12 protein-coding genes are annotated in these 12,964 nt (G+C 70.6%); 9 read left to right on the forward strand and 3 right to left on the reverse strand.

The window, feature by feature from the left end; all coding sequences use genetic code 11:
• Positions 1-138 precede the first annotated feature (138 nt).
• Positions 139-387 carry a hypothetical protein gene (locus ACWIYF_RS27325; protein ID WP_448625972.1) on the forward strand — a complete coding sequence of 83 codons (249 nt, stop codon included), beginning with the start codon at positions 139-141 and terminating at the stop codon, positions 385-387.
• Here the strand turns inward: ACWIYF_RS27325 and ACWIYF_RS27330 are convergent, their stop codons facing one another.
• The 3 genes from ACWIYF_RS27330 to ACWIYF_RS27340 form a co-directional block, all read right to left on the reverse strand.
• Positions 388-981 carry a TMEM165/GDT1 family protein gene (locus ACWIYF_RS27330; RefSeq protein ID WP_448625973.1) on the reverse strand — a complete coding sequence of 198 codons (594 nt, stop codon included), beginning with the start codon at positions 979-981 and terminating at the stop codon, positions 388-390.
• Positions 982-1,241: 260 nt separating this feature from the next.
• Entirely contained in the window at positions 1,242-1,457 is a 216-nt protein-coding gene (locus ACWIYF_RS27335; protein WP_448625974.1) for a hypothetical protein, read from the reverse strand.
• Between the two features lie 17 nt (positions 1,458-1,474).
• Positions 1,475-3,328, reverse strand: a complete 1,854-nt coding sequence (locus ACWIYF_RS27340; protein ID WP_448625975.1) for a sigma-54-dependent Fis family transcriptional regulator — start codon at positions 3,326-3,328, stop codon at positions 1,475-1,477.
• A gap of 332 nt (positions 3,329-3,660) precedes the next feature.
• Here ACWIYF_RS27340 and ACWIYF_RS27345 point away from each other — a divergent pair, with 332 nt between their 5' ends.
• The 8 genes from ACWIYF_RS27345 (at position 3,661) to ACWIYF_RS27380 (ending at position 12,960) form a co-directional block, all read left to right on the forward strand.
• The gene (locus ACWIYF_RS27345) at positions 3,661-5,316 is read left to right on the forward strand and encodes a hypothetical protein (RefSeq protein WP_448625976.1); all 1,656 of its coding nucleotides are present in this window, start codon (positions 3,661-3,663) and stop codon (positions 5,314-5,316) included.
• A gap of 131 nt (positions 5,317-5,447) precedes the next feature.
• Positions 5,448-6,497: an FAD-binding oxidoreductase gene (locus ACWIYF_RS27350; protein WP_448625977.1), complete on the forward strand. Its 1,050-nt coding sequence runs from the start codon at positions 5,448-5,450 to the stop codon at positions 6,495-6,497.
• A gap of 2 nt (positions 6,498-6,499) precedes the next feature.
• Positions 6,500-7,714 carry a hypothetical protein gene (locus tag ACWIYF_RS27355; RefSeq protein WP_448625978.1) on the forward strand — a complete coding sequence of 405 codons (1,215 nt, stop codon included), beginning with the start codon at positions 6,500-6,502 and terminating at the stop codon, positions 7,712-7,714.
• Positions 7,711-8,079 (forward strand): propane 2-monooxygenase effector subunit MimD, encoded by a 369-nt coding sequence (mimD, locus tag ACWIYF_RS27360; RefSeq protein ID WP_448625979.1) that lies wholly within the window; start codon positions 7,711-7,713, stop codon positions 8,077-8,079. Before ACWIYF_RS27355 ends, mimD begins: the two co-directional genes overlap by 4 nt.
• A 200-nt stretch (positions 8,080-8,279) precedes the next feature.
• Entirely contained in the window at positions 8,280-9,965 is a 1,686-nt protein-coding gene (groL, locus tag ACWIYF_RS27365) for a chaperonin GroEL (RefSeq protein WP_448625980.1), read from the forward strand.
• Positions 9,966-10,124: 159 nt separating this feature from the next.
• Positions 10,125-11,150, forward strand: a complete 1,026-nt coding sequence (locus ACWIYF_RS27370; protein ID WP_448625981.1) for an NAD(P)-dependent alcohol dehydrogenase — start codon at positions 10,125-10,127, stop codon at positions 11,148-11,150.
• Between the two features lie 53 nt (positions 11,151-11,203).
• Complete coding sequence (locus ACWIYF_RS27375) at positions 11,204-12,277, forward strand: amidohydrolase family protein (RefSeq protein WP_448625982.1); 1,074 nt, start codon at positions 11,204-11,206, stop codon at positions 12,275-12,277.
• A complete protein-coding gene (locus tag ACWIYF_RS27380) occupies positions 12,277-12,960 on the forward strand; it encodes an iron-sulfur cluster assembly protein (RefSeq protein ID WP_448625983.1) in 684 nt (227 codons plus the stop codon). Before ACWIYF_RS27375 ends, ACWIYF_RS27380 begins: the two co-directional genes overlap by 1 nt.
• Positions 12,961-12,964 lie beyond the last annotated feature (4 nt).

The following is a 12,964-nucleotide window of genomic DNA, read 5'->3' on the forward strand; positions in this document are numbered from 1 at the left end:
GAGGAGAGGCAGCGCGTCAACGGAACGGCATGGCGCGGACCGTAGCGGCCGAGCTCCTCGGCCGCACCCGTGTTTCGCGGCTGGCCCCGCGGGGCCACCGGTTGGCCCCTCTGGCGCCGGAGCCCGGGCAGGAGGAGGGTGGTTCCCGCGAACGCCGAGAGGACGTGGTTCTTCGTGTCCCTGCCGTCGATCCCCACCGTCTGCCGGACGGTCGTCGTCCTGGCCTTCCTGCTCGCCCTGGCCCTGGCGGGCCGGCCCGGGTGGGCGAGCTTCGTGCCGGCCCTCGCGCTCGTCGCCGTGTGGATCGCCCCGCTGGTGGTGCGCCACCGCCGCCGCGCGGTCGTGGCCGTGGCCGACGCGGCGCCCGCGGAGGCGCCGGCCGCCTGATCAGGCCAGCTCGGCGATGGCCTCGATGGCCAGCCAGATGCCGAAGAGGAAGAACAGCGCCGCCGCGCCGTAGGCGATGACCTTCTCGGGCAGCCGCTTGCCCAGCGCCCGGCCGACCACGATGGCCAGGGCGTCGGCCGCGACCATGCCGAGCGTGGACCCCAGCCAGACGCCGAACCAGCCGTAGTCGGGGTCGGTGGCCAGGGTGATCGTGGCGAGCATCGTCTTGTCCCCGAGCTCGGCCAGGAAGAACGCCGTGCCGACGGCGATGATCGCCCGCTTGCCGGCCCGGTTGACCTTCTCCTGCTCGTCCTCGGTGAGGGTGTCGCCCCGCAGGGTCCACGCGCCGAAGGCGAGGAACGCGACGGCCGCCGCGAGGTTGATCCAGCCCGTCGGCAGCGCGGCGCCGAGCCCGAAGCCGATCGCGACCGAGACAAGGTGGACGATCGCGGTGGCGACGGTGATGCCGATGAGGACCGGCCACACCTTGAAGCGGGTGGCGAAGGTCAGGGCCATGAGCTGCGACTTGTCCCCGAGCTCGGCGACGAAGATGACGCCGAAGGAGATGAGCGTGCTGATCAGGACTGCGTCCACGGGGCGGTGCGGGCCTCTCTGGTCCGGCCGGTCCGAAGCGCGACACCTCGACCCGGCACGTGCTGCCTGGATCGAAGGTCTCGCCCGCCTGCCGGAACGCAGGCCGCGCGGCCGGACCTCCGCCGGGAGACCGGCGTCGGTCAGTGTGTCGACCGCGACATTGGGGGCTACTCCCCTTCGCTGACCCCCAGGCTACCGGCCGACGACCCCCGGCACACCGTGACGCTGCTCTCGCGCGGGACCGCGCGGGACCGCGCCGCTCAGCCCGTCGGGCCGGCCTCCCGCGGCTCCGCCACAACGCGTACCGGGCGCCGCCGGTTGCTGACCAGCAGGTACGGGGCGGCCCACACGCCGACGAGCAGCACCCCGAGCAGGGTGGCCAGCCAGCCCGGGCGGCCGGCGACCGCGAGCGCCACCACGAAGGCCCCGATGACGACGGTGCGGGCGAGCGTCCGGGTGGTGAGCGGGTGTCCCATGACGAGCGCCTCCTCGGTCATGCGATGGGCTGGGCAGCGGTCGGGACGGAGATGCCGTAGTCGCGGATCTTGCGGTAGATGGTGGCCCGCGACATAGCCAGCCGGCGGGCCGCCTCCACCTTGCTGCCGCCGGCGTCGAGCAGCGCCTCCACGATCGCGTCGCACTCCAGGGACTCCAGCGGGGTCAGCACCCGCTTGGTGGTGACCCGGCACTCCGGCGGCAGGTCGCGCACGCCGATCACGCCGGAGCGCCGCTTGGCGACCACCTTGCGCAGCACCGCGACCAGCTGGTCGACGTTGCCCGGCCAGCGGTTGTGCGTCAGCACTCGCATGACCTCCGGCGACGCCGTGACGACCGAGCCGTGGCCGAGGCGGGAGAGCAGGTGCGGCACGAGCTCGGCGACGTCCTCGATGTGGTGGCGCAGCGGCGGCACCGACACCGTGCGGGGGAAGGCCGACAGCAGCGCCGTCAGCTCGGCGTCGGGCTCCCGGCCGAGCGGCCCGACGGTCGCGATCAGGACCGGCCGGTCCGAGTCGGTGGACTCGCGGTAGGGCTCCAGGACGTCGGCCAGCTCGGCCATCGCCTCCCGCGGGAGCCGGTCGACGTCGGTCAGGATCACCGTGCCGCCGCCGGCGGCCAGCTCCTCGGCGACCTCGGACACCCAGTCCGGCCCGGCGTCCTCCGCGTGCAGCACCCGGAGCCGGGCCGCGGGCGTGCGCGCCTGGTGGGCGGCCCGGGCGACCGTCTCGCGGCCCGACCCCCGCTCGCCCTCGAGCACCAGCCACTCACCGGCCTGCAGGTGGCGGTCGACGGCCGCGCAGCACTTGGTCCAGGCCGGGCCCGAGCCGACCGCGGCCGGCAGCGGGCTGGGCGCCGCCACGGCCTGCCGCGCGTCCGCGGCGGCCGCCGACTGGACCAGCTGGACGTCGAGCACGCCGCCGGCGACCCCGCTGGAACTGACCGTCGGCCGGATGTGCACCCGCGCCGTCCGCCCGCTCGGCAGGTCGATCAGCAGCGGATGCCGGCGGCCCTCCGCCAGGGCCTCGGTCGCCTCGGCCAGCAGCGGTTCCTGGTCGGCCGGGTCGAGCACCTCCCGCGCCTTGTCGTTCATCATCACCAGGTCCTCGCCGATGGCGAGCACCGGGCCGCGGTTGCGCCGGCAGGCGACCAGGTAGTCGTTGAGGACGGCGAGCTCCCGCTGCCCGCTGTGCTCGAGCAGCATCTGCTCGATCCGGCGGGTCAGCGTGCCGGCGGTCGCGACCAGCAGCGGCCCGGCGTCGCGCTGCCAGCAGGTGAGGTCGACGACGCCGAGCACCTTGCCGGTGACCGGGTGGCGGATCGGGGCGCCCGCGCAGGCCAGCTCCTCGAGCCGCTCCACGTAGTGCTCGTGGCCGAACACCTGCGCCGGCCCGCGGGCCTCCAGCGCCGTCCCGATGCCGTTGGTGCCGACGAACTGCTCGGCGTAGCTGAACCCGGGGGCCAGCCACACGCGGTCCAGGTGCTGCCTCAGGGCGCTGTCGCCGGTGCGGCGGCTGAGCACGACACCGTCGGCGTCGCAGAGGATCACGCTGACCGGTTCGGTGGCGAACAGGTCGGCGATGTCGCGGAGCACGGGCTCGGCGGCGCGGTTGAGCAGCGAGTCGTCGTCCGCACCGGGCTCGAACGGCAGGTCGAGGTGGTCGGGCCGGATCTGCCAGAGCCGGGACCGCGTCCAGGAGGCCAGGATCGGCTCGCGGACGACGCCGGGGAGCACGGGCTCGTCGACGAGGAACAGCGTCCGCGCCCGCGCGACGTCGTCCCCGCCGGGAACGGCGGGGACGCCGGCCCGGCCGCGTGCCAGCTTCGGGCCCGATCCCCTCGACACGGCCACCCGTCGCCTCCCTCGTCTCTGAGGAGCGCATCAACGCCTGGGTGTGGCACCCGGACGACAAACCCTAGGGAGCTCAACCCTAGGAACGGGCGAATCGGCCGACGTCTCATATTGAGACCACTCACGGCCCGGCGAGCCACTGTGATCCGTAGCACGAGGAGCACGGTGCAGGGGGCACCGCGCCGCGCTGCTCGCCGCCTCCGGGGTCCACGACGCCCGTGTCCGTCGCGGCTTCCGAGGAACCGAGAACGCGCTGCCGCGCGGCCTCCGGCGCCCCGCCGCCGAGGGCCCCGGCACCGCCCGAGTCCCGACCCCGACCGTGAGGAGTCGACGTGAGTCGACAGAGCCTGGCGAAGGCCCACCAGAAGATCCAGGAGCTGGCCTGGGAACCCGTCTACCACGAGCCGTACATGAAGTACGGCACCGACTACACCTTCCGGAAGGCGCAGAAGAAGGACCCGCTCAAGCAGATCCTGCGGTCCTACTTCCCGATGGAGGAGGAGAAGGACAACCGCGTCTACGGCGCCGAGGACGGCGCGATCCGCGGCAACATGTTCCGCCAGGTGCAGGAGCGCTGGCTGGAGTGGCAGAAGCTGTTCCTGTCGATCATCCCGCTGCCCGAGATCTCGGCGGCCCGCTCCATGCCGATGCTGTTCCAGGCGGTGCCCAACCCGGAGCTGCACAACGGCCAGGCTATCCAGATGATCGACGAGGTCCGGCACTCGACGATCCAGCAGAACCTCAAGCGCCTGTACATGAACAACTACATCGACCCGGCCGGCTTCAACAACAGCCTGCGCAACTTCCACAACGACTACTGCGGGACGATCGGGCGGCAGTTCGCGGAGGGCTTCATCACCGGTGACGCGATCACCGCGGCCAGCATCTACCTCACGATCGTCGCGGAGACCGCGTTCACGAACACGCTGTTCGTGGCCATGCCGGCCGAGGCGGCGGCCAACGGCGACTACCTGCTGCCGACGGTGTTCCACTCGGTGCAGTCCGACGAGTCCCGGCACATCTCCAACGGCTACGCCACGCTGCTGATGGCGCTGTCGGACGAGGGCAACCGGCAACTGCTCGAGCGCGACCTGCGCTACGCGTGGTGGAACAACCACGCCGTCGTCGACGCCGCGATCGGGACCTTCATCGAGTACGGCACCAAGGACCGCCGCAAGGACCGCGAGTCCTACGCGGAGATGTGGCGCCGGTGGATCTACGACGACTACTACCGCAGCTACCTGGTCCCGCTCGAGAAGTACGGACTGACCATTCCGCACGACCTGATCGAGGAGGCCTGGAACCGGATCTGGAACAAGGGCTACGTGCACGAGGTCGCGCAGTTCTTCGCCACCGGGTGGCTCGCCAACTACTGGCGCATCGACCCGATGACCGAGGAGGACTTCGAGTGGTTCGAGCACAAGTACCCGGGCTGGTACGACAAGTACGGCAAGTGGTGGGAGAACTACCGCCGGCTGTCGATCCCGAACGGGCACAAGCCGATCGTCGGTGAGGACGTCGACTACGTGTACCCGAACCGCTGCTGGACCTGCATGGTGCCCTGCCTCATCCGTGAGGACATGTGCACCGCCGAGGTCGACGGCGTGCACCGCACGTACTGCAGCGAGACCTGCCGGTGGACCGACGTCGAGGCCTTCCGCCCGGTGTACCAGGGCCGCGAGACCCCGAACATGGGCCGGCTGGTGGGGCACCGCGAGTGGGAGACCCTGTACCACGGCTGGACCTGGGACAAGGTCGTCGAGGACATGGGCTTCGTGCGGGACGACGGCAAGACGATGACGGCGCAGCCGCATCTGAACCTCGACCCGAAGAAGATGTGGACGACCGAGCACCTGAAGCGGCTCGGCGTGCTGCAGAGCCCGAACGTCCTGTTCAACGAGATGACCGACGAGGAGCGGGCGGCGTTCGTCGCCGACTACCACCGCCAGGGCCCGGCCGGCCGTCCGGCACCCGCCAAGAGCGCCTGAGCGCGGGTCAGGCGAGGGGGAGGGTCGGGTGCCCCCCGGCCCTCCCCCGCCACCCCCTCATCAATGGCTGAAGGCTGCCCGCGATCCGCGGGGCCCGAGGGCCGACCCGCGACGACCCAGAGGTGGAGCCCATGGGCGAGAAGTACTCCGTCCGGTTCGAACCGGTCGGCATCGAGATCGAGGTCGACTCCGACCAGACGATCCTGCGGGCGGCCGCGGAGCAGGGCGTCCAGCTCATGCACGGCTGCAAGGAGGGCCAGTGCGCCTCCTGCAAGTCCTTCGTCCTGGACGGCGAGGACATCGAGCTGGACAGCTACTCGACCTTCGCGCTGCCCGACTTCGAGAGAGAGGAGGGCCAGACCCTGCTCTGCCGGGCCCACGCCTACGAGGACCTGGTGATCGAGCTCCTCAACTACGACGAGGAGATCATCGCCTCGGGGCTGCCGCTGCGGCAGGGCACGGTCGAGGTGGTCGCCAACGACCCGGTCACGCACGACATGCGGCACCTCGTCGTCCGGCTGCTGGAACCGGAGGAGATCAAGTACTTCCCCGGCCAGTACATGGACTTCCAGGTGCCCGGCCACCACGCGACCCGGTCGTTCTCCATGGCGAACACCCCGAACCGGGAGGGGATCTTCGAGTTCGTCATCAAGGTCTACCCCGGGGGGCTCTTCTCCGGGCTCCTGGCCGATTCGATCAAGGTCGGTGACCGGCTGCAGGTGGAGGCGCCGTTCGGCGCGTTCCGCCTGCGCGAGAGCAGCACCAACGACCTGCTGTTCCTGGGCGGCGGGGCCGGCATCGCACCGCTGCTGGCGCTGCTGCGGTCGATGGCCGAACGCGGGATCGACCGCCCGGTCACCTTCTACTACGGGGCACGGACCGTGCGGGACCTGTGCTTCGAGGAGGAACTCGCCAAGCTCGCCGAGCAGTTGCCCGGCCTCACGTTCGTCCCAGCGCTGTCCGAGCCGGCGGCGGACGACGGATGGGGCGGCGAGACCGGCCTGATCACCGACGTCGTCGCGCGCCGGGAGACCGACCTGAGCAGGGTGGACGTCTACGTCTGCGGACCGCCGCCGATGGTCGAGGCGGCGCTCGTCCTGCTCCCCCGGCTCGGACGCAGCGAGGACCACATCTTCTACGACAAGTTCACCACCACCGGTGAACCGGAAGGCGAGGACTGACCATGACCACCACCGAGCCCCGCGTCGCCGAAGTACCCGCGCGGCCAGAGCGGAGCGTCCCGCGGGTCAGCTTCACCGACGCCGAGGCCGGGGCCAAGGAGTTCCCCGACTCGAGCGCCAGCGCCCGGCGCTACAACTACTACAAGCCGGCCAAGCGCAAGCAGACCCACTACGAGGACGTCACCGTCGAGGTGCAGCCCGACCCCCGGCACTACCTGTCGCAGGGCTGGATCTACGGCTTCGCCGACGGGCAGGTCGGCTACCCGCTGAACTGGACCAAGCTCAAGGCCTGGGGCGTCGACAAGCCCGAGCCGAAGCGTGGCGTGGGGACCGGTGGTGGCGGCAAGGACCTCGACTGGCCAGCCCACGGCTGGCACGAGTTCCGCGACCCCAACGAGGAGTGGGAGCAGACGATCTACCGGTACAACGCCAACGTCGTCCGGCAGGTCAACCAGAACATCGAGAACGCGCGCAACGCCAAGGCCTTCGAGCAGTGGAGCCGCAACTGGGTCACGTTCGTCGAGCGCAGCGTCGGCGCCTGGATGCACGTCGAGCACATCCTCGGGCTCTACGTCTTCGCGGGCAACGAGCGCTCCGGGCCGACCAACATGCACAACACCGCGATGGCGGTGAACAGCGCGCACAAGATCCGGTTCGCCCAGGACCTGGCCCTCTACAACCTCACGCTGACCGAGGAGGTGCCGGACTTCGACGGCACCGCCCACCTGTCGTCGTGGAACGAGGACGCCGAGTGGCAGGGCGTCCGAGAGGTCACCGAGGCGCTGCCGGCCATCGAGGACGACTGGGGCGAGGCGATCTTCGCGACCAACATCGTCTTCGAACCGCTGATCGGCGAGCTGTTCCGCAGCGGGCTGGTCATGCAGGCCGCCCCGGGCAACGGCGACTTCGTCACCCCCACCATCGTCGGCGCCGGTGAGTACGACTACGCCCAGCGCGACCTGCGCTGGACGCAGGCCTGCTTCGGCCCGCTGGTGCAGGACCGCGAGTTCGCCGACCACAACAAGCGGCTGATGCAGGAGTGGCTGGCGCACTGGGTGCCGCGGGCTCTCGGCGCCGCGCGCACGATGCAGCCGCTGTGGTCGCAGCCCGACGCCCGTCCACCCCGGTTCGAGGACTCCCTCGACCGCGCCAAGAACCGCTTCGCCGGGATCCTGTCCGATCTCGGCCTGGAGACCCCGAAGGAGCTGGCCCAGTGACCACCACGGCTGCGACCGAGTTCGGCGCCGTCAACAAGACCTCGTCCAACCGCGCCGGGATCACGCTGATGAACGACCAGGTCGGTCACGTCGTCGCCGAGGTCATGCGGACCAAGCCCGGCGTCACGGTCACCTACCTGCCGTCGATGATCCGCGTCGACGCCGACCAGCGGATGGACTTCGTCTACGACGAGCTGGCCGAGGCACTGGGCGAGGAGCCGGGCTCCTTCACCTCGGCCGACCTCGAGGAGAGCATGTCGACCCACTACGGCCGCATGGTCCACGAGGACGACCGCACGATCATGTTCGCCAACCCCGAGGAGGCGGCCGAGTACCTCGGCTTCGACCTCCGCCCGGTCTCGTAGGCCGGCTGATCACCTGCTGCGGGGCCGCCGGCCCGGCGCACTGCGCGCCGCGGTCGGCGGCCCCGTGCGGCCGGCGCGTGCGCTCGGCCGGTTCCCACCCGCGCAGAAAGACCGACCGTCCCCACCCCTCCCGGCCGTGGGGCCAAAGTGGCCACTTTGGCCCCACGGATCGGGCGGCCCGCGGCCCCAGGAGGACCCTCATGGCCAAGGAACTGCGATTCGGCGCCGACGCACGGCACCTGCTGCAGGCAGGTGTCGAGCAGCTCGCCGCCTCGGTGAAGAGCACGCTCGGCCCGAAGGGGCGCAACGTGATCCTGGAACGGATCACCGGCTCCCCCGAGGTCACCAACGACGGTGTGACCATCGCCCGCGAGATCCACCTGCGCGACCCGTTCCAGAACATGGGCGCGCAGCTGGTCAAGGAAGCGGCGATCAAGACCAACGACACGGTCGGCGACGGGACGACGACCGCGATCGTGCTCGCCGAGGCCATCGTGAAGCAGGGCATGGCGGCCATCGAGAACGGCGGCAACCCCGTGCTGGTCAAGCGCGGGATCGACGTCGCCGTCGCCCGGCTGGTCGAGCACCTGGCCGGCGTGGCCCACCCGCTGCGCGACGAGGACGACTTCCGCCGGGTGGCCGCCATCTCGGCCAACGACGACGAGACGATCGGCACCGCGGTCGCCCGCGCTCTCTACGCGGTCGGTGACGGCGGCGTGGTCACCGTCGAGGACTCCGCCGTCCTCGGGATCGACGTCGACTTCGTCGAGGACTTCGAGTTCGACAACGGCTACGTCTCGCCGTACATGGTCACCGACCTCGGCCGGCTCGAGGCGGTCATCGAGGACTGCTACGTCCTGCTGACGGCGCACAAGATCACCGACGTCAAGCAGCTGATGCCGGTCCTCGACAGCATCATGCGGGCGCCGAAGCCGCTGGTGATCGTGGCCGAGGCGGTCGAGGGCACCGCGCTGCAGATGCTGGTGCACAACCACGTCAACGGGATCTTCCAGTGCGTGGCCATCCAGGCTCCCGGGTTCGGCGAGAAGCGCATCCACCTGCTCGAGGACATGGCCGCGCTGACCGGCGGCCAGGTGCACTCGCGGGCGTCGTCGTTCGCCCTGGAGCAGATGACCACGGCGCACCTCGGCCAGGCCGACCAGGTCCGGGTGACCAGCGACCACACCACGATCATCGGTGGGCACGGGGCGCCGGAGGCCCGCGAACGGCGGCTGTCGCAGCTGCGCGCGGAGCTGGAGCGGGCGACCATCGGCACCGACCAGGACTTCCTGTCCGAGCGGATCGCCCGGCTGTCGGGCAAGGCCGCCGTCATCAAGGTCGGTGCCCCGACCAACGCCGAGGCCAAGGAGATCCGCCACCGCGTGGACGACTCCCTGCAGGCGACCCGGGCGGCGATGGCCGAGGGGATCCTGGCCGGCGGCGGCGCGGCGCTGTTGCACGCCGAGCCCGCGCTGGACGACCTCGACGTCTCCGGCGACTACCGGGTCGGCGTGGAGATCGTCCGCGGCTCGCTGGCCGAGCCGGTGCACCTGATCGCGGAGAACGCCGGCTACGACGCCGCGGACGTGGTCAAGCAGGTCGGGACGATGGCGGTCGACGAGGGCTTCGACGCGCTGCAGGGCCGGTTCGGCAACCTCGTCGAGCTCGGCGTGATCGACCCGCTGCGCGTCGTCCGCTCCGCATTGCAGAACGGCGCCTCGGTGGCCGGGCTGGTCCTCACGACGAACTCCCTGGTCGCGGAGGAGCAGACGCCCTGGAACAAGGCGCTGATGACCGAGTTCGGACCGCTCGACGAGGGCATCCCGCAGCCCTCGCCGGACGCGAGCACGCCGCAGTCCCTGGGCCTCGGCCCCTCTATGGGATGAGGGCCTCGTCCTCCCCGCCCCCCTCGCACGCTCGGGGGGCGGGGCCCTGGACGGGGCCGCTCCAGCACGTCACCGGTGTCTCAGATTGAGACGCGTGCCACACCAGCGCATCCGTACGTTTCCGGTTCACAGGTCGCCCGAGCCGGAGGAGACGAGCGCATGCGAGCCGTCCGCGTCCACCGCTACCACGAGGACCCGTCGATCGACGACATCGGCGAACCCAAGCTGACCGGGCCGCTGGACGTCATCGTCAAGATCGGCGGCGCCGGCGTCTGCCGCACCGACCTGCACATCCTCGAGGGGCAGTGGGCCGAGCTGCAGAACCCCGACCTGCCCTACGTGATCGGGCACGAGAACGCCGGCTGGGTGCACGAGGTCGGGGAGGGCGTCACCAACGTCGCCGTAGGCGACACGGTGATCCTGCACCCCCAGCCCAGCTGCGGGCTCTGCAAGGCCTGCCGCGCCGGCCGGGACATGCAGTGCGAGAACGCCTTCTTCCCCGGGCTGTCGAACAACGACGGCGGCATGGCCGAGTACCTGCGCACCACCGCCCGCGCCTGCGTGAAGCTCGACCCGTCCACCAACCCCGCCGACGTCGCCGCGCTCGCCGACGCCGGCATCACCGCCTACCACGCCGTCCGCAAGGCCCTGCCCCTGCTTCACCCGGGGACGACGGCGGTCGTGCAGGGCGCCGGCGGCCTCGGTCACATCGGCATCCAGTGCCTGGCCGCGCTCTCGGGCACCCGCATCGTCGTCGTCGACAAGAACCCCGACGCCCTGAAGCTGGCCGGGGAGATCGGCGCGGACGAGACCGTGCTCGCCGACGGCAACCAGGTGCAGGCGGTCCAGGACCTCACCGGCGGCGGCGCCGACGTGGTCTTCGACTTCGTCGCCGAGCAGGGCGCGGAGATGGACGGCTGGCACATGACCGGCCAGGCCGGCTCCTACTACGTGATCGGGTACGGCGGCGAGCTGCGGATCCCGACGCTGGAGTTCGTCGCGGGCGAGAAGAACGTCGTCGGCAACATCGTCGGCACCTACACCGACCTGGCCGAGCTCATGGTGCTGGCCCAGGCCGGCAAGGTCACGCTGCACACGCAGCAGTACCGGCTGGACGACGCCGTCGACGCCCTGCACGACCTCGACGCCGGCAAGGTGCGCGGTCGCGCCATTCTCGTCCCCTGATCCTTCCCGATCCTCCGAGCAGTCCGAGAAAACGACGCGAGAGGTGCGCGTACATGTACGAGAAGAATGGCGAGAAGTACTTCGTCGTCGATGCCCACATGCACTTCTGGGACGCCAGCAGGGAGAACTGGGTCCAGGGGCGTGAGCAGTACGCCAAGGGCTGGATCGACTGCTTCTACGGCTACCACCAGCTGGCCCCGCCGGAGACCCACTGGGACTGGGAGCACTACCTGAAGGTCTCCGAAGAGGACCTGATGCGGGACGTGTTCGAGGAGGGCTACGTCGACAAGGCCATCTTCCAGTCCACGTACCTGAAGTACTGGTACCGCGACGGCTTCAACACCGTCGAGCAGAACGGCGCGCTGCTGGAGAAGCACCCGGACAAGTTCATCGTCAACGGCCGCTGGGACCCCCGGGACGGCGACGCGGGCCTCAAGCAACTGGAGGAGGACGCCCGGCGCTGGAACCTCAAGGGCGTCAAGGTCTACACCGCGGAATGGCACGAGAACGGCTCGCGCGGCTGGAAGCTCACGGACAAGGAGTCCTACCGGTTCCTGGAGAAGTGCCGGGAACTGGGCATCACGAACATCCACGCGCACAAGGGCCCGACGATCTGGCCGCTGAACAAGGACGCGTTCTCGATGGACGACGTCGACCAGACGGCGACCGACTTCCCGGACCTGAACTTCATCATCGAGCACGCCGGCATCCCGCGGATCGACGACTTCGCCTACATGGCCGTGCAGGAACCGAACGTCTACGCGGGCCTCTCCGTCGTCATCGGCGGGCTCATGCACTCGCGGCCGAAGTTCTTCGCCAAGGTGATGGGTGAGCTGCTGTTCTGGGTCGGCGAGGACCGCCTGACCTTCGGCAGCGACTACAACATCTGGACGCCGAAGTGGCAGATCGAGCAGTTCGTCGACTGGCAGATGCCCGACGACGAGGCGTTCACCGACTACCCGCGGCCGACGACCGCCACCAAGAAGAAGATCCTCGGCCTCAACGCGGCCAAGCTGTACGGCATCGAGGTGCCGGCCGAGTGCCAGCTGCCCACGTCCGCGGGCGATCAGGAGAAGCCCGGCGAGCAGCTGCTCACCGAGGCGGCCGCCGCGGGGTCACCGGCCTGATGCTGCGCGACTCCGTCTGGCAGGCGCTGGGGACGGTGCTCGACCCGGAGCTCGACGAGCCCATCACGGATCTCGACTTCGTGGCCTCGTGCACCGTCTCCGGCGACGGCGTCGCCGTGGTCCGCCTGCGGCTGCCGACGTTCTTCTGCGCGCCCAACTTCTCGTTCCTCATGGTCGCCGACGCCTACGACGCGGTGTCGGCGGTCGAGGGCGTGACCCGCGCGGAGATCTCCCTCGAGGACCACCACGCCTCGGCGGAGATCAACGGCGGGGTGGCCGCGCACGCCGGCTTCGTCGAGACGTTCTCCGGCGAGGCCGACGCCGAGCTCGACGAGCTGCGGCGGTACTTCCTCGAGAAGGCCGTCGTCGCCGGGCAGGACCGCGTGGCCCGGCCGCTGGTGGACGCCGGGGTCGGCCCCGACGAGCTCGCCGAGCTCACGCTGGGGTCGGTACCGGCGTCGCCGGAGCTCGACCGGCTCCGCCGTCGCCGGGCCGCCCTGGGGCTGCGGGACGACGACGACGCGCCGCTGCTGATCCACCCCGACGGCAGCCGGGTCGACTCGGCGCAGGTCCCTCTGCACCTGCGGCGGGCGCGGCTCACCCGGCTGGGCATCGAGAGCAACGGGGAGTTCTGCCGGAGTTTCCTCAAGACCCGGTATGCGGACTCGGCGGGCACCGGCTGACCCT

The organism is Geodermatophilus sp. URMC 64 (genome assembly GCF_053502555.1).